We start from the raw sequence: 16,541 nt of genomic DNA, 5'->3' as shown, positions 1-16,541 counted from the left end.
CAGCGTCCTCGACGCCCTGCGCAGGCTCGCCCCGCCCGGCCTCGACATCCGCCACGCCCAGGGCTGTTCCCTCACCGGTGACGACCTCTCCGGCATCCCGGCGGCGATCGCCCTGGCCGCCGCGTCCGACCTCGCCGTGCTGGTGCTGGGCGGCAGCAGCGCCCGTACCCCGGAGACCGAGTTCGACGCCAACGGGGCCGCGCGCACGGCGGTGTCCGAGATGACCTGCGGCGAGGGCGTCGACCTCGCCGGGCTGCGGCTGGGAGCCGCCCAGTACGCGCTGCTGGACGCCGTGGTGGCGACCGGCACCCCGACCGCGGTCGTGCTGGTCCAGGGGCGCCCGCACGTGCTGCCGGACACGGCGCCCGCCCTGCTCACCGCCTGGTATCCCGGCCCGTGGGGCGGCGAGGCGATCGCCGAGGTGCTGCTCGGACTCGCGGAACCGGCGGGCCACCTGCCGGTGTCCGTTCCCCGCTCGGCGGCCCAACTCCCCGTCCACTACAACCACAAGGACACCGAGTACGGCGGATACGTCGACGAGAGCGCCGAGGCGCGGTACTCCTTCGGGCACGGGCTGTCGTACACGAGCTTCGCGTACGGCGAGCCACGCCTCACGGGACGCACGGTCGAGGTGGAGGTCACCAACACCGGTCGGCGGTACGGGCGTTCGGTCGTCCAGGTCTATCTGCGCCGGCTGATCACCCGCACCTGGCCGCGCACCCTCGAACTGTGCGCGTTCGAGGGTGTGAGCCTGGCGCCGGGCGAGCGCCGTACGGTGACGCTGTCCCTGTCCCTGGAAGGCCTCGACGGCACCGTCGAGATCAGGGTCGCCGCGTCCGCCCGGGAGGCGCTCGGAGCCCCGGGTCAGAGTTTGACGGCCCCCGACGACACGCCCTTGTAGAACCACCGCTGGGTGATCACGAACAGCACCAGAACCGGGACCACGGAGATCACCGAACCGGCCATGACCATCCGCTGGTCGTAGCCGAACGACGAGCTCTGCAGGCGCGAAAGCCCCAGTGTCAGCGTCATGTTGCTCTCGGAGCGCAGCACGATCAGCGGCCACAGGAAGTCGTCCCAGGCGCTGATGAAGGTGTTGATGACGACCACCAGGATCGCGCCCCACGCGGACGGCAGATACAGGTGCCGGAAGCGCTGCCACTCGTTCGCGCCGTCGAGCATGGCCGAGTCCTCGATCTCGCGCGGGACCGCGAGGAACGCGCCGCGCATGAGGAGGACGTTGATGGCGCCGACGAAGCCGGGCAGCCACACCCCGGCCAGGCTGTCGACCAGGCCCATGTCCCGGATGCTCAGGAACAGCGAGACCATGATCGACTCGAAGGGGAACATCATCGAGGCGATCAACACCACCCAGACCGCCCTGCGACCCTTCCAGCCGGGCTTGGAGAGCATGTAGCCGGCGGTGGTGGAGAACACCAGCTGGCTGGTGACCGACAGGGCGACCACGATCAGGCTGTTCTTGATGTACGTGCCCACCGGCACCTGGTCGAAGACGGTCCGGTAGGCCCGCAGGGTCGGATGGTGGGGCAGCAAAGTGGCGTTGGAGCCGAAGACGTCCTCGCCGGTGCTCTTCAGGGAGGCCAGCAACTGCCAGAGCAGCGGGCCCACGGTGAGGCCGAGGACCAGGAACAGCAGCAGATAGCGGACGACCAGCTCGCGGGGGCGGCCGTAGTCCCGCCAACGCGGCACCAGGCGGCGGCGCTTGGGGGCGACAGCGGTCGTCGTCATGCCTCGTCCTCCTTCGTCAGGCGCTGCGCCAGCAGGGTCAGCCCCAGCGTCAGCAGGAACAGGGCCACGCTGACGGCCGAGCCGTAGCCGGCGTTTCCGGTGAGGGGGTCCAGGCCGACGTCCCGGATGTAGAACGGCAGGGTGCGGTCGGCGCCGCCGGGGCCGCCGGTGGAGCTGCCGAGCATGTAGATCTCGGTGAACACCCTGAGCGAGCCGATGCCGGTGAGGGTGCCGACGAGCATCATGGCCTGCCGTACGCCGGGCACGGTGATGTGCCAGAAGCGGCGGGCCGCGCCGGCGCCGTCCATGGCGGCGGCCTCGTGGAGCTCCTTGGGGACGTTCCCGAGGGCGGCCAGGTAGAACACCATGTACCAGCCGAGGCCCTTCCACAGCGTCAGGCCCATCGCGGACAGCAGGATCAGCCAGGAGTCGGAGAGGAAGGGGATGGCCGACCTGATCAAGTGGGCTTTCTGCAGCCAGGTGTTGACCAGTCCGTCGTCGGCCAGCAGCCACTGCCAGCTCAGACCCACGACCACGCTGGAGGCCAGCACCGGAGTGTAGAAGGCGGACCGGAAGAAGCCGATGCCCGGCAGGTTCTTCTCCACCAGTACGGCGAGGAGCAGGGGCAGCAGCACCATCAGCGGTACGACGATCAGCGCGTACAGGATGCTGTTGCGGGTCGCGAGCCAGAAGTCCGAGTCGTCCAGCATCCGCGTGTAGTTGTCGAGCCCGACGAAACTCGACGCGCCCCCCAGCGGCTTGGCGTCGGTGAACGACAGCAGGACCGTGTTGAGGAACGGGAACACCCCGAAGATCACCGCGCAGGCGATCGCGGGCGCGGTCCACAGCCACGGCAGCCACCAACGGCGGTACATGGCCGCCCCGTTGGCGCCCGGGGCGGGCCCCGGCAGGACGGCCCTGGCGATGCGACGGGCACGGGACGGGGCCGGGCCCGGCACGGAGACAGTGCGCTCCGTACCGGGCACGGACACCGGCTGCGTGGTGTGCGTCGCCGCCATCAGCTGCTCTGCTTCAGCAGCTCGTTCGCCTTCTCCTGGGCGTCCTTGACCGCGTCCGCCGCGCTCTTCTTGCCCTGCATGGCGAGCTGCACCTGGCCGACTATGGCGTTCTGCACGGCCGAGGAGATGTTGGTCTGGTAGGCGGTCGCCGTCTTCAGCTGCTCGGCGACCAGCTTGCGGGCCTGGGCGAACGGGTCGTCACCGGTGACCTTCTGGAAGAACGGGTCGTCCAGCGAGGCCGAGGTGGTCGGGAAGATCACCACGTTCGGGTCCTTGCACCAGGCGGTCTGGTTCCGGGCGTTGGTCAGGAACTTCGCGAACGCCAGGGCCGTGGGGGCGTTCTTGCTGGTCGCCGCGGTCGCGATGTACTGCGGGGCGGCGGTGGTGTGGCCGAGCGCGTCGAAGGGCTGCTGGCCGACGGCCGTCTTGTCGTAGACCGACGGGCTGTTCTGCTTCACGAACCGCACGAAGCTCGGGTTGGTCGAACCGTAGGCGACCTTGCCCTGGCTGTAGAGGGTGGAGGGGTCGTTGCTGGAGGACAGCGAGTCCTTCGGCATCGCGCCCTCCTTGTACAGCTTGGCCATCCACTCGACCCACTGGACCGTGCGCGGATCGTCGGCGAAGACGGCGGACTTGCCGTCGGCGGAGAGCGTTCTGATGTTCATCTGGTCCCAGTCGGCCGGGATCCGCCACACCGGGTTGGCCATCGTCGCGTAGAACGTGCCCTTGGCCGCCTTGGCGACCTTCTCGTAGTCGGCGAACAGCCCGAAGATCGTGGTCGGCGGCTTGGCCGGGTCGACGCCCGCCTGCTTCAGCAGATCGGTGTTGTACGTCAGCAGGACGCCGCCGGTGTACCAGGGCAGCACCGTGTGCACCGAGGCGCCCGAGGAATCCTTCATCACGCTCGACTTCCAGAAGGCCGGCACGAACGGCTTCGAGGCGTCGGGGTCCTTGACGCCGAGGTCGAGCAGGTAGCCGGCCTTGGTGAGCGAAGTCGCGGTCGGGGAGTCGGTGTTGAGGACGTCCGGCAACGTGCAGGCCTGGGCGTCGGCAACCGTGCGCTGGCTGAACGTGGCGTCACCGGGGTCGTCGATCCACTTCACCTCGGTGCCGGGGTGGGCCTTCTCGAAATCCTTGATCACTCCGTTGAAGAAGGCCCCGAAGTCTTTCTTCAGGTTGGTCGTCTGGAAGGTGATGCTGCCCTTGACCTCGCCGGTGAGCTTGCCCGACCCGACGTTTCCCTTGTCGACCTTGCAGCCGCCGGCGGTGGCGGCACCGCTGTCGGATCCGCCGCCGAGGCCGCAGCCGGTGGCCGCGAGGGACAGAACGGCGATACAGGTCAGGGTGCGGGTCAGTCTCTTTGCACTCATGTGATGCCCTCCACGGCTGGTTCAATGAACCAACTCCGACTCCGGTTGATGAAAAGGTGGACCAGAATTCATCGGAGGTCAATGGTTTCCTGTGTTGCGTTTAGGTTCCGTACGAGATCAGTGCCGGTGTTCGTGGTCCGGGTGCGAGGGGTCGCCGGGGTGCTCGTGCCCGTGGGTGTAGATCACACCGTGGCGTGCCTGGTCCAACCAGCCGAAGAAGGCGCGTCGGCCCGCCGCTTGCCGCAGCTCGCGTGCGATGCCGTCGCGGACGTCTTCGTACGGCTGGAGATCCTGCGGTGCCGCCGTCTCCCCGAAGGGGTCCACGCCACGCCTGAGGGCGTCCGGGGTGAGGAAACGGTCCCGGTTGCGGTCGTAGTAGTCCCGTACGGCCGCCTCCGGGACCCTCTGTTCGGCTTCCAGGGCGGCGAGGAGGGTGCGGGCGGCGGGGGAGTGGGCGAGGGCTGCGGCGACGATGCTGCCGAGGTCCGCCACGTCTGTCTCGGCGACGGCCAGGACGGAGGCGGGTGACGCCTCTTCCGGTATGCGCAGGCCACGGTCTGCGCAGGCCCTTCGGGCGAGTTCGTCGGTGACGATCACTTGGGTGGCCCAGCGGCGGCGTTGTCTCGCGACGGAGGGGGGTTCGGTCTGTCGTCGGGCGGGTTCGGGTTCGTTGTGGCTGGTCGCGCCGTTCCCCGCGCCCCTGAAGGGCGCTTCCAGGAAGGCGTTCACCCGTGCTGTCGGGAGTGGTTCGCCATCTATCAGTGCCGCGTGTTCCGGCGTCACGCAGTCACCTCCAGGGGGATCGCCCTCGTGTACGCCACCTGGCCGTGCCACGCGGCCTTCGCCATGAGCCAGTACGCGCCCGGGGGGATCGACGAACCGTCCAGCTCGATCACGAACTCCCGCTGCTCCCCGCCCGGCACCGTGAAGCCCTGCAGTCCCGGCCCCACCCCCTGCCACGTGCCCCAGGGCGACACCGCCCACAGCTGACCGCCGACCGGGCCCCGGGTGGTGTTGCGCAGGCTCACCGGAACCTGAGCCCGCTCATCTCCGCGCAGGGTGACCCGGTCGGCGGCCAGGTCGCACACCAGGCCCCGCCCCGGAGGCGGTCCGCCTGGTACGTCGAGGCCCACGACGTCCTCGTACAGCTGGCCGCCGTACGGCAGCCGGGCCGTGAGCCAGTGCCGGCCGGGCTCGGCGCCCGGTGGCGGTGTCACCGTCACCTCGGCCAGCGAGAAGCCGCCGGGCCCGAGCGCGTACGGCAGTTGGAGGGGCTCGACGGACCAGCCGGGCGGCACGTCGAGGGCCACCGTGCCGTTCGCCGACGTGTCCGTGAGCTCGGAGCTGATCCGGACCGTGGCGGTGACGGGGCCGCTCGCGGTGAGCGCGGTGGGGGAGAGGTGGACGGACACCGGCATGTTGCCGCGTGGGGCGGGGCCGGAGTTGTGCAGCCAGTAGCGGGTGTGGACGGGCTGGGCGGGCTCGTGGGCGGCGACGCCGGGGTCGGTCGTCGGCTCGGGTGCCAGCGGGGGTGCGGCCAGGACGGTGGCCACCTCGAAGCCGGTGAGCGCGGTCTCCAGTGCCCCCTCGCCGTCCGGGAGCAGGGACTCCCCGGGCCTTTCCAGTACGTCCGCCCGGGCGCCCTCGGTCCAGGCGACCGGACCGCGCACCCGCGCCCGCACCGGCCGCCCGTTCACCTCGTGCACGCGGACGACGACTCCGCGCCCCGGATCCGCGGGAGCCGCGCTGCCCCTGGCCAGCGGGGAGCCCAACGGCTTGAAGGCGTCGAGGAGCACCTCGCGGGCCGGTTCCACCTCCAGCAGGGAGGTCCGGCGGGGCAGGAGTGCGGACTCGCTCCCGGCGCGCAACCGGGCCGTGAGCGGATGGTTGAACTCATGTCCACGTGCCGGAAGTTGGAGGTCCCGCCAGTCGCCCTCGCCCGCGACGACCGCGTACTCGAAGGTGTGCGACCAGCGCTGGAGCTGGAAGCCCGAGCCGTCGGGGGCCGTGCGGCTGGGCGGGTCGATCCAGACGCCGGACGGCCAGCCGGTGCAGGAGCGCATCAGGGACATGTAGAGGTCGCCGGAGGTGGTGACCACACAGCCGGGAGTGCCCCGGTTCAGCACCGCGAACCCGCGCCCGTCCCAGGCGTCACCGGGCGGGAGAGCCTCGCCGCCGCCTGCCGCCGTGGCCGTGACGGTGAAGTCGTCCAGGTCGGTGACCAGCGCGTCGACCGCCTTGGCGTCACCGGCGGGGTCGGCCCCCGCGATCACCAGCAGCGGCAGCCGCTCCAGGTCGCGCAGGTCGGCGCCGGGCACCCACTCCTCGCGCAGGGAGGCGCGCGGCGCGACCCACACGGCCGCCACGCCCCGCTCGTCGATCTGGCGGCGCAGCTCACGGCGGGCGGCCGGGTCCATGGCGAGCGCCTCGGCGACCAGGGAGTTGCGCTCGGGGCCGCCGACGGCGATCCGGATGTCGGGAAGGTTGGAGTCGACCTCGAGGTCGCCGTAGCGGGGGCCGCCCGCGATGGTCGAGGTCGCGGTGACGCCCGCGCGGACCAGGGCCGCCGCGAGCGGGGTGCCCAGCTCACCCGCCTCGTCCCAGTCGGCGTAGACCAACTCGGCCACCCCGATGGACCGTTGGCCCAACAGGGCGCCGGAGTCGTCCCGCAGGGCCACCCGTGCCGTTGATCCCAGTGCGAACCAGGTGTTGGCCGGGTTGTCCAGCGTCCACGGGAACCGCTCGCTGTCCACCTCCACGAACCCGAACCCCCGCCCGATGACCGCGTCGGCGACCTCGTGCACGGGCAAGCCACCCCGCACGTCGGAGGGCCAGCGGACCCGGATGAGGCGGTCGGCGCCGTCGTAGCCGTCGATCGTCGTGGTGATGTCGAGGCGGTCGACGCCCGTCCAGAGGGTCAGCTGCTGCGTGTACGCGAAGACGCCGAGGTCGGCGCGGACGGTGATCCGGGACCCGGCCGGGGAGTGCTCGACCTCGATGTCCGCGCTCACGTCCCGGCTGCGCGCGGCGGTCGTGCCGGTCGGGGTGAGGTGCCAGGGGCCCTCGCCGAAGCGCGGGTGCCTCGGGTACTCCTCCTGGACGACCAGCTCGTTGCCGATGTCACCGGCGGGCAGCAGTTCCCGGCCGCCCTCGGCCAGGGCGCGCAGGCTGTTCACGGTGCCGCCGCGCGCGGGGTCGACCGTCACCTCGTAGAACTCGTTGCGAATGGCCGTGCCCTCGCCGGAGGTCCACTCGGGGAGTGAACCGGCCGCGAGCGGAAGGGACTTGAGGCCCATGCCGGGTACCTGCGGGACGACGACCCGCAGGGTGCCGTCCTTCTCGCGTACGGCGGGCAGCGGCTGGAAGTCGTCGCCGACCGGTACCAGGCCCGGGTCGTCGACGGTCAGCACGTCCTGCCGTTCCCAGGTGGCGGAGTTGAAGACCACCAGGTCGGGACCGGTGCCCGGCTCGACCCGGTCGGCCAGCGCCTTGGTCGCGTCGGCGTGCACGGTCTCGGCGAGGTCGGCCAACTCCCGCCAGCCGGTGAGGAGATCGATGTACACCTGGTCCGACTCGGAGCCGGTGACGGCGTCGTGGTGGGCGCCGTAGACGAGCTGCCGCCACGCCTTGTCGAGGGCGGCGTCCGGATAGGGGTGCCCGGTGACGAGGGAGGCGAGGGTCGCCCAGGCCTCCGCGTCGGCGAGCAGCGTCTCGCCGTACCGCTGGGCCTGCTTGGTGTCGATGTAGGAGACGTCCTTGCCGGTGTAGATCGGGTTCATGTCCCGGGTCTGGGGTGAGGCCCTGCGGCGCTCGGCCGCCAACTCGGCGCGTACGGCGGCGAAGAAGTCCCGCGGGATGCCGGAGACGAACCTCGGCCAGACGTAACGGGCGTTCCAGTCCCGGTGGATGTCCATCACCCAGCGGCACGGCGGCGCGTAGTCCCCGCCGACCGGGAGCAGCACATTGCGGGTGAGCGCGACCTTCTTCAGTCCCTGGAACAGCTTGAGGGCGGCGGCCTCGGCCTCGGGCAGGGCGGGCGCGCTGTCGATCGCCCAGCCGGCGGCGTAGTGGTTGACCATGTACGCGGTCAGCAGCCCGCGTCCCGAGGGGGCGATCCACTCGAACTCGGCCGGGAACTGCAGCCGCCCGGGATCGCGCGGCTCCTCCCCGAACACCGACATCGTCGGCCCCCACTGGTGGTGAGGCCCGCGCGCCCACGAACTGGAGGTCACCCCCGCGTCCGCCATCAGCCCCGGGAACTGCGGATCGTGTCCGAACGCGTCCAACTGCCAGGCGGTCTGCGGGGACGCCCCCATGATCCCGCGCTGGAACCCGTCGCCGTACAGCGCGTTGCGTACGGTCGCCTCGGCGCCGGTGAGGTTGGTGTTCGGCTCGTTGTAGGTGCCGCCCATGAGCTCGACGCGCCCGGTGCGGATCAGTTCGCGCAGGAAGGCGCGCTCCTCGGGGAAGGCGTCCCAGTAGGGCTTGAGGTAGTCGACCTCGGCGAGCACGAAGGTGTACGCCGGGTCGCGCCGGGCCAGATCGCTGTGGGCCCGCACCAGGCTCATCCCGGAGTCGCCGGGGTAGCCGAAGGGGCGGGCGGGCAGGCCGGTGGAGGCGGGGTCGTCAATGACGTCCCAGGTCTCGGTGTAGGCGGCCTGCGTGTTCCACCAGACGGGGTCGTAGTGGAAGTGGCTGACCATGAACATGGTCCAGCCGGGCTCGGCGACCGTGAACTCCCCGCCGGCGGTCGCGGTGTGGTCTCCGTCGGTCGCGGTGACCGTGATCGGCCCGCCGGCGCCGGTCACGGGTATCTCGGCGCGTACGGTGCCGTCCTCGCCGACGGTGACGACGCTCTCCCCGGTGCCGCGTCCCCCGACCGTCACCCGGACCGAGCGGCCCGGGAGGTGCTCGATCCCGGCCGACACCACCTGGAGCGGTTGCTCGGGGGTACCGACGAACAGCTCGGTCGACTCAACAGAGGTGACGCGCATGGGGCTCCTACGAGATGACTCGGGGGAGCCCCATCCTGGCACCGAGAGGATGATTCAAACAACCATCATTGTGTTATCTCGGTGGTTCATCCATGCATGATCGCCGGCGGTCAACGTGTGCGGCGGGCCTTCACCGCGTGCTGCGGGGTGATGTGGTCGGTGAGCGCGAGGGAGGCGCTGGCCCGCTGGTAGGCGACCTGGCCGACCCGGACGTAGAGGCAGTCGACGATCATCAGGACGGAGTGCCGGCCGCCGATGCTGCCGGTGCGGAAACTGGTCTCCGAGGTCGCGGAGATGAGCCGGATGTCGGCGGCCCTGGCCAGCGGGGAGCGCGGGTCGGTGGTGATGGCGATGGCGGTCGCGCCCCGCTCCTTGGCCATCTCGAAGGGTTCGAGGGTCTCGCGGGTGGCGCCCGAGTGCGAGATGCCGATGGCCACGTCGGCCGGGGTGAGCAGGGCCGCGGAGGTGGCCGCGCCGTGCACCTCGGTCCAGCTGCGGACCTGGCAGCCGATGCGGAACAGCCGGGTCTCGGTCTCCTGGGCGACCGCACCGCTGCCGCCGACGCCGTACACGTCGATGCGGCGGGCCTTGGCCAGCGCCTGGGCGGCGCGCTCCAGGGAGTCGAGGTCGATGCGCTCGATCGTTTGCTGGATCGCGCGCAGGTCCGCGCTGCCGACCACCTGGACGACCCGCTCCAGACTGTCGTCCGGGGAGATGTCGGGACCGATCTCGGCCGACCCCCAGTCGGAGACCTCGCCGCGGCCGCGCTCCTGGGCCAGCTCGATCAGCAGATGCTGGTAGGAGTCGAGTCCGACGGCGCGGCAGAACCGGGTCACCGTGGCCTGCGAGGTCCCGGTGCGGCGGCCCAGCTCGGCGGCGGAGCAGTGGGTGACGGCGGCCGGATCCTCCAGGATCAGCTCGCCCACTTTCCGCAGGGATCCGGGCAGCCGGGGCAGCTCGGTGCGGATCAGTGTGGTGACGTCGGTCGGAGGCATGGAAAGAAGGTAACAGCCACCCTTGGAGCCGTTCAGTGAATACCAGGACCAACTCTGGACGTGGTTTGTTAATTCAATCACTGATGATTGTATGGTGGTTTCATCCATCAGTGGGGAGTGTCGCGTGTCCGTCGAGTCAGTCAGCGCCCAGGGCTTCGCCGAACAGAGCCTGGAGGTCCTCCGCCGTGTCACCGAGGCCGCCCGCGAGGACGTGCGCCGCGCCGCCGAACTGATCGCCGACTGCATCCGTGCCGACGGTGTGATCCACGCCTTCGGTACCGGCCACTCCCAGGCGATGGTCCTGGAGGTCGCAGGCCGCGCGGGCGGCCTGGTACCCACGAACCGGCTCCAGATGTCCGACCTGGTCCTCTACGGCGGTGCCGCGCCGAGCGTGCTCGACGACCCGCTGCTGGAGCGTGAGCCGGGGGTGGCCGTGCGCCTGTACGACCTCGCCGCTCCCCGGCCCGGGGACCTCTTCGTGATCATCTCCAACTCCGGTGTCAACAACGTCATCGTGGAGATGGCGCTGCATGCCAAGGAGCGGGGGCACAAGATCCTCGCCATCACGTCCCTCACGCACACGGGGGCGGTGCCCGCGGGACACGCGAGCGGGAAGAAGCTCGTGGACCTGGCGGACGTGGTGCTGGACAACGCGGCTCCGGTCGGGGACGCGCTGCTGGCGCTGCCGGGGGGTGGGGCGGTGGGGGCGCTGTCCACACTGACCGGGGTGATGCTGGTGCAGATGGCTGTCGCGGAGGCTTCGGGGCTGCTGCTTGCCGCGGGTGAGCGGCCGCCGGTTTACGTGTCGGCCAACGTGCCGGGTGGGTTCGAGGGGAACCTGGAGCTGGAGAAGAAGTACGCGGGGCGGGTGCGGCGTACGGCGACTTAGGCGTTGTGGTGCCGCCAGGTGTTCAAAGGGCCTTGTTCAAAGGGCCTTTCGGTGCACCAGGGCCGACATGCACAGCACCCCGGGCAGCAGCGGCAGCCACACCGTCAGGACGCGGTAGCCGATGAGGGTCGCCGTGCCGAGGCTCACCGGGACGCCGTAGACGGCGAGGGTGAAGACCATGGCCGCGTCCACCGGCCCGATGCCGCCGGGCGCGGGCACGGACCCGACCGCGCTGCTCGCGGCGAGGAACGCGAACGCGACCTGCGCCCAGGACAGCGTCACCCCGAGCGAGGCGCCGACCGCGTGGATCACGCTCGCCTGGAGCAGCGGCGCGGCGGCCGCGCCGCCCCACAGGGCGAGGACCCGGCTGGGCATGGTGTGCAGCTGGCGGGCGTCGGTCAGGGCGGTGCGCACGAACGTGACCGCCGGGCGGCGCAGCGGGCGGACGAGGGTCAACAGCAGCAGCGTCGCGCCGAGTCCGAGTCCCGCGGCCACCAGGGGCAGGAACAGCACGCGCCGGTCCGGGACGAGATCACCGAGCCGCAGCAGGCCGGGCAGGGCGACCACGAAGCCGATCAGGACGAGCGTCTTGGCGATCGGCCTGACCAGCGTGTACAGGGCGAGTGAGGCGGTGGCGCGGGCCAGCGGGACGCCCTGCCCGCGAAGGAAGCGCAGGGTGACGGCGTGGGCGCCGAGGCTCGCCGGCAGTACGTGGTTGGCGGCGCCGGCGGCGAACTGCGAGGCGACCAGGAGCCCCGTCGGCAGCCGCTCGGGCAGCGCGCCCTGCCGTACGACGGAGGCGGAGATCCAGCCCAGGCACGTGTAGCAGAACCCGACGAGCAGCCAGCCGGGATCCGCCGAGGCCAGCCGCGCGGCGCCGTCGTACAGGGCACGCCGGTCCAGCACCGCCCAGACGCCGATGAACAGGAGGGGGAGCGCGGTGAGCAGACGGCGGGTGAGGCGGCTCAGGGAGCGGCGGCAGGCGGCGGGAGCGGGAGCCGGTGCGCTGATCGGGAGCGGGGCCGGGGCGGGGGCGGGGAGCGGACCCGGGGGACCTTCGAGCGGAAGCAGGGACACGGCGCACGTCGTCCTTTCGCGTCATGCCCCGTGCGGGACACGGGGCATGACGGAGGCAAGGCGATGCAGAGAGGACGAGGGAAACGTGCCCACTCGGCGTGACGTTCAAATGTCCGGCAGCCGAAGGAGCGCGGGCGGGTGGGCGGCACAGGGTGGGGCGGCGTGGGGCGGACCCGGCGGTCGGAAGCAGCGAGGTGCGGCGCGAGAAATACGAGAAATATCGCAGAGCCCTCATACGAGCGCCCCCGGCCGGCCGTCCCTCAGGGGAGGAGTAACTCTGCGCGCGGTCGAATTCCGGCCAACAGGCGTTCGGCGGGGAAGCCCGGAGTTCGGTATCCCCACACCGGTACGAGGCCTGGTTCAGGGGACGCGGTACGGTGACCGGCCGGCCGGATCCGGCCAGGGCCGCCCCGATCCCGTCATCCGCTGACACTGCCCGTCGATATCGTCGAACACGCATCCGTGGGGCGGGCGGTACGGCGATCGGGGAACGATGCTCCAGGTACGTCTTCTCGGTCCGGTGGAGGTGTGGGAGGGGAACCTGCGGGCCCCGCTCGGCGGGGTCAGACCCCTGGCGGTCCTGTCCGCACTCGTGGTCCACCTGGGCGAGGTGCTCTCCACGGAACGGCTCGTGGACTGTGTCTGGGACGAGCAGGCGCCCGCCACCGCCAGCGCCCTCGTCGCCACCCATGTCTCCGCGGTACGCCGCGCCCTGGCCCGCGTCGGCGAGGCGGAGGTGATCCGCACCCGGCCGCCGGGATACGTCGCCGACCTCGACGCAGCCCAGGTCGACGCCCGCCGCTTCGAGGAACTGCTCACGTCGGGCCGGGCCGAGGCCGCCGCGGGCCGCGCGGGCGAGGCCGCCGAGCTGCTGTCCGAGGCGCTGGGGCTGTGGCGGGGGCAGGAGGCTCTCGAAGGGCTGGGCCAGTCCTTCGCCCGGATCGAGGCGGCCCGGCTCGCCGAACTGCGGTTGGTCGCCCAGGAGGAGTCCTTCGGCCTCCAGCTGGAACTCGGCCGCGCGGACCGCACGATCGCCCCCCTGCTCGCGCACGTCGCCGCCCACCCCCTCCGGGAACGGCCGCGCGGCCAGCTGATGACCGCCCTGTTCCGCACCGGACGCGTCTCCGACGCCCTGCGTACCTACCAGGAGGGCCGCGAGGTCCTGCGGGAGGAGCTGGGCATCGACGCCGGGCCGGAACTGCGGACACTGCACAAGGCCGTCCTCACCAACGACCCCGCCCTGCTCGGTCCCGGCCCGGGTCCCCGTGGCTCCTCGCTGCTCTCCACCGAGTCCGGGCCCCACGCCTCCTCGCCGCACGGAACCCGTCCCGCGCCCCATGCCGCCGCACCGCACAGCACCGGGCCCCGGCCCCCCGCCGCCTCCTCGCCGCACGGCACCGGCTCCCGGCCGTCGGCCCAGGACGCGGACGGGCTCTCGCGGGCCCGGCAGCGGGCCACGGACCCGGCGGCCGCCGCCGGCACACGCCCCGGCACGCATGCACGGCCCGCGCCCTCCCATCTCCCCCCGGACATCGCCGACTTCGTCGGCCGCTCCGAGCAGATCGACTGGGCCGTCTCGCTGCTGGGCCGCGTCGACGAGCCCGGCCGTACCTGGAGCTGTACCGGGCGGAGGGCGACCGGCACGGCGAGGCACTGGTGCTGCGCGCGGTCGCCCTGTGCCACCGGGCGGAGGGCGAGTACCGGGACGCCGAGCGGCTGCTGCGGGACGTGTTGCGGGTCTTCACCGACCTCCACGACACGCTCGGCGTGATGTACACGGAGCAGTCGCTGGCGAAGGTGGAACTCAGGCTCGGCCTCCTGGACGCGTCGCGCGAACGGCTCGGGCGATGTCTGGAGCTGGCCCGGGAGCGGCAGGACCGGTTCGGCGAGGCGCTGGTGCTGCGGACGCTGGGGGAGTGGCAGCTGGCCGCCGGTGACGCCGGGAGCGCACGGGACCCCTTGGAGCGGGCGCTGTCGCTGTGGGAGGCGTTGCGGCTTCCGCTGTGGCGGGCGCGGACGCTGTGGGATCTGGCGCAGGTATGGGAGACCGCCGGGGAGACGGGCGCGGCTGCCGGGGCCCGTGCCGAGGCGATGCGTGTCTTCCGGGAATCGGGGGCGCGGGAAGCACGGGAGCGGGAGACACGAGACCGGGAGGCACGGGAGCGGGCGTAGGCGGGAGCGGGTGTCGGCGGGAGCAGGCGTAGGGCGGGATGCGGGTGCCGCGATGTCGGTTGCAGACCCTCGGTCCGGTGCCTGCAGGCGATCTGCAGAGCATTTGCAGAGGACCCCGAGACGCTCTTCCCGTGACAGACATCATCACGCTCGCGGACCCCAGGGTCGCCGCGGTGACGCCCGACGAGTGCGGGGAACCGCTCGTCGATCTGCGGGACGAGGGGCAGTTGCTCCTCGATCCCCGGCAGGCCGACGACGAGGGCAGCTACGCCCATCTGAGGGCCGGCGCGCTGCGGCGGCTCGTTCGGGCCCAGCGGCTGCTGCCCACGGGGATCCGGTTGCTGGTGGTGGAGGGGTACCGGCCGCCCGACCTCCAGCGCCGGTACTTCGAGCAGTACGCGGCGACCATGCGGCGCGCTCACCCGGACGCGGCTCCCGAGCGGATCCGTGAACTGGCGAGCGCGTACATCTCGCCGCCGGAGGTCGCCCCGCACGTCAGCGGCGGCGCGGTCGACCTGACCCTGTGCGACCACGCGGGCCGCGAACTGCCGCTCGGCACGGAGGTCAACGCCACCCCGGAGGAGAGCGCGGGCGCCTGCCGCACCGACGCGCCCGGCATCGGTGCCGAGGCACGCGAGTACCGGGCCCTGCTGGGGCGGGTGCTGACCGCGACCGGGTTCGTCAACTACCCGACCGAGTGGTGGCACTGGTCGTACGGCGACCGGTACTGGGCCCTGCTGCGCCGTGTACCCACCGCCCGCTACGGCCCCGCCGACCCGCCCCGCCCTCCGGCCTGACCACCGGGAGCGGGACAGCGCACGAAGACCGCCGCGAGGAATCACCGCAAGGGGGAAAGAAATGCACCACAGCCATGCCACCTGTCCGCCACCACCGCGCGAGGCCGACAACCGGATGAGCCCGGGGGACTTCGACGCGTCCTTCACGGCCGACATGCCACGCCTGCGACGACGGCTGCTGGCACTGACGGGCAATCCGCACGACGCCGACGACCTGCTCCAGGAGACCTATCTGCGGCTCTCCCGGCGGGCCCGCTCCCAGAGCCTGACCCAGCAGCAGCACCCGTACGCCTACACCTGCGCCGTCGCCCTGAACCTGCTGCGCGACTCCTGGCAGCACCCCTCCCGCCGCGAGCGCACCACGGACCAGCTGCCGGAGGCCGGCTGGGACGGCGGACTCGACTCCTACGAGGCCTCCGCCACGGCGCTCGCGCTGCTCGGCATGCTCTCCGAGAAGGAGGCCGCGGCGGTGATCCTCGTGGACCTGGAGGGACTCACCCACGATACGGCCGGGGAGCGGCTCGGCGCCCACCGCGGCACGGTCCAGCGCAACCGCCTGCGCGGCCTCGCCAAGATGCGTGCCGCCCTCCTCAACTAGCCCGGGCGGCACACCCCCACGGGGGTGGGGTGTGCCGCCCGTGTCACCGGTATCCCGCTGACGCCACCTCGTCACCTCGACCTTAAGGAAGAGTCCTTGAAGACCATCAGCACGCGCCGTCGGACCAGCGGCGCGATCCTGGGCGCCTCGGCGCTGGCGCTCACCGCCTTCTTCTCCGCCCCGGCCCACGCCGCCCAGGACGCCACCTGCGGTGTCCTCGCGTCCGGCGCCTCGGCCACCGCACAGGCCGCCGTCGACGCGGCATGTTCGCAGATCGGCGTCTGGTACAGCTGGGGCGGCGGCCACGCGGCCACGCCCGGCGCCAGCTACGGCTACTACGACGGCTCCGACCCGGACAGCCTCCACGACGGCGAGCGCAAGGGCTTCGACTGCTCGGGCCTGATGCGGTACGCCTACTACCGGGCGACCGGCAGGGACCTGCTCAACGGCACGGCCGACGACCAGTTCCACAGCTCGCAGGCCACCGCCCGGTTCTCCGCCGGTCAGGGCACCGCTCCGCTGCTGCCGGGCGACCTGATGTTCTGGGGCAGCGGCCACATCCACCACGTCGCCATGTACCTGGGCGGCGGCCAGATGGTCGAGGCGTACGAGTCGGGCACCCACATCAGGGTCACCTCCGTGCGCACCGGCGGCGACTACGCGGGCGCGATCCGGATCAACGGCTCCGGCACCCCCGTCCCGCCGCCCGCGAACGGCGGCACGGTCTTCGAGACCTGGGGCACCGGCGTGCGCACGCACCGGTCGCCGAGCGTGGGCTCCGCCGTCGTCGACACCTTCGCCGGACCGACCCAGGTGTCCGTGCAGTGCCAGCAGCACGCGGAGACCGTGACCGCCGAGGGCTACACCAACGACGCCTGGGC

Annotated in this window: 14 protein-coding genes; 7 read left to right on the top strand and 7 right to left on the bottom strand. The window is 71.8% G+C overall.

The genetic code is table 11. The annotated features are described in order from the left end of the window. The coding region (locus ACFVYN_RS13125; RefSeq protein ID WP_389996778.1) for a glycoside hydrolase family 3 C-terminal domain-containing protein at nucleotides 1–901 on the top strand (901 nt) is incomplete at its 5' end. Here ACFVYN_RS13125 and ACFVYN_RS13120 read toward each other — a convergent pair. From ACFVYN_RS13120 to ACFVYN_RS13095, 6 genes are all read right to left on the bottom strand, one after another. Further along, complete coding sequence (locus ACFVYN_RS13120; protein WP_389996775.1) at nucleotides 865–1,749, bottom strand: carbohydrate ABC transporter permease; 885 nt, start codon at nucleotides 1,747–1,749, stop codon at nucleotides 865–867. The genes ACFVYN_RS13125 and ACFVYN_RS13120 overlap by 37 nt on opposite strands. Next, nucleotides 1,746–2,768 (bottom strand): carbohydrate ABC transporter permease, encoded by a 1,023-nt coding sequence (locus tag ACFVYN_RS13115; protein ID WP_389996772.1) that lies wholly within the window; start codon nucleotides 2,766–2,768, stop codon nucleotides 1,746–1,748. The genes ACFVYN_RS13120 and ACFVYN_RS13115 overlap by 4 nt, the downstream gene beginning before the upstream one ends. Further along, nucleotides 2,768–4,138, bottom strand: a complete 1,371-nt coding sequence (locus ACFVYN_RS13110; RefSeq protein ID WP_389996769.1) for an extracellular solute-binding protein — start codon at nucleotides 4,136–4,138, stop codon at nucleotides 2,768–2,770. Before ACFVYN_RS13110 ends, ACFVYN_RS13115 begins: the two co-directional genes overlap by 1 nt. Nucleotides 4,139–4,255: 117 nt before the next feature. Then, a complete protein-coding gene (locus ACFVYN_RS13105; protein ID WP_389996767.1) occupies nucleotides 4,256–4,921 on the bottom strand; it encodes a peptidyl-prolyl cis-trans isomerase in 666 nt (221 codons plus the stop codon). Then, on the bottom strand, nucleotides 4,918–9,132 hold the full coding sequence (locus tag ACFVYN_RS13100; RefSeq protein WP_389996763.1) for an NEW3 domain-containing protein: 4,215 nt from the start codon (nucleotides 9,130–9,132) through the stop codon (nucleotides 4,918–4,920). The genes ACFVYN_RS13105 and ACFVYN_RS13100 overlap by 4 nt, the downstream gene beginning before the upstream one ends. A gap of 110 nt (nucleotides 9,133–9,242) precedes the next feature. After that, entirely contained in the window at nucleotides 9,243–10,127 is an 885-nt protein-coding gene (locus tag ACFVYN_RS13095; protein WP_389996761.1) for a MurR/RpiR family transcriptional regulator, read from the bottom strand. A 124-nt stretch (nucleotides 10,128–10,251) separates the two neighbouring features. Here ACFVYN_RS13095 and ACFVYN_RS13090 point away from each other — a divergent pair, with 124 nt between their 5' ends. Next, nucleotides 10,252–11,016, top strand: a complete 765-nt coding sequence (locus tag ACFVYN_RS13090) for a sugar isomerase domain-containing protein (RefSeq protein WP_389996758.1) — start codon at nucleotides 10,252–10,254, stop codon at nucleotides 11,014–11,016. Between the two features lie 36 nt (nucleotides 11,017–11,052). Here the strand turns inward: ACFVYN_RS13090 and ACFVYN_RS13085 are convergent, their stop codons facing one another. Beyond that, nucleotides 11,053–12,093, bottom strand: a complete 1,041-nt coding sequence (locus tag ACFVYN_RS13085) for a YbhN family protein (RefSeq protein WP_389996755.1) — start codon at nucleotides 12,091–12,093, stop codon at nucleotides 11,053–11,055. A gap of 493 nt (nucleotides 12,094–12,586) precedes the next feature. Here ACFVYN_RS13085 and ACFVYN_RS13080 point away from each other — a divergent pair, with 493 nt between their 5' ends. The 5 genes from ACFVYN_RS13080 to ACFVYN_RS13060 form a co-directional block, all read left to right on the top strand. After that, nucleotides 12,587–13,864: a BTAD domain-containing putative transcriptional regulator gene (locus tag ACFVYN_RS13080; RefSeq protein WP_389996752.1), complete on the top strand. Its 1,278-nt coding sequence runs from the start codon at nucleotides 12,587–12,589 to the stop codon at nucleotides 13,862–13,864. Continuing rightward, on the top strand, nucleotides 13,864–14,265 hold the full coding sequence (locus tag ACFVYN_RS13075) for a tetratricopeptide repeat protein (RefSeq protein ID WP_389996749.1): 402 nt from the start codon (nucleotides 13,864–13,866) through the stop codon (nucleotides 14,263–14,265). The genes ACFVYN_RS13080 and ACFVYN_RS13075 overlap by 1 nt, the downstream gene beginning before the upstream one ends. Before the next feature lie 131 nt (nucleotides 14,266–14,396). Then, entirely contained in the window at nucleotides 14,397–15,062 is a 666-nt protein-coding gene (locus tag ACFVYN_RS13070) for a M15 family metallopeptidase (RefSeq protein WP_389996746.1), read from the top strand. 61 nt (nucleotides 15,063–15,123) lie between these two features. After that, complete coding sequence (locus ACFVYN_RS13065) at nucleotides 15,124–15,660, top strand: RNA polymerase sigma factor (protein ID WP_389996743.1); 537 nt, start codon at nucleotides 15,124–15,126, stop codon at nucleotides 15,658–15,660. Between the two features lie 96 nt (nucleotides 15,661–15,756). Next, on the top strand, nucleotides 15,757–16,541 hold a 785-nt coding region (locus tag ACFVYN_RS13060; RefSeq protein ID WP_389996740.1), incomplete at its 3' end, for a C40 family peptidase.

The sequence above is a fragment of the Streptomyces sp. NPDC058307 genome (assembly GCF_042880295.1).
Lineage (GTDB): Bacteria > Actinomycetota > Actinomycetes > Streptomycetales > Streptomycetaceae > Streptomyces.
The sequence above is the reverse complement of the archived record's forward strand: the minus strand, read 5'-3'. Positions and strand labels throughout refer to the sequence as shown.

Coding starts and splice junctions, on each gene's coding strand:
- ACFVYN_RS13075 (WP_389996749.1), top strand. CDS start 13,864: ATGTACACGGAGCAGTCGCTGGCGAAGGTGGAACTCAGGCTCGGCCTC.
- ACFVYN_RS13095 (WP_389996761.1), bottom strand. CDS start 10,127: ATGCCTCCGACCGACGTCACCACACTGATCCGCACCGAGCTGCCCCGG.
- ACFVYN_RS13110 (WP_389996769.1), bottom strand. CDS start 4,138: ATGAGTGCAAAGAGACTGACCCGCACCCTGACCTGTATCGCCGTTCTG.
- ACFVYN_RS13100 (WP_389996763.1), bottom strand. CDS start 9,132: ATGCGCGTCACCTCTGTTGAGTCGACCGAGCTGTTCGTCGGTACCCCC.
- ACFVYN_RS13065 (WP_389996743.1), top strand. CDS start 15,124: ATGCACCACAGCCATGCCACCTGTCCGCCACCACCGCGCGAGGCCGAC.
- ACFVYN_RS13115 (WP_389996772.1), bottom strand. CDS start 2,768: ATGGCGGCGACGCACACCACGCAGCCGGTGTCCGTGCCCGGTACGGAG.
- ACFVYN_RS13120 (WP_389996775.1), bottom strand. CDS start 1,749: ATGACGACGACCGCTGTCGCCCCCAAGCGCCGCCGCCTGGTGCCGCGT.
- ACFVYN_RS13080 (WP_389996752.1), top strand. CDS start 12,587: ATGCTCCAGGTACGTCTTCTCGGTCCGGTGGAGGTGTGGGAGGGGAAC.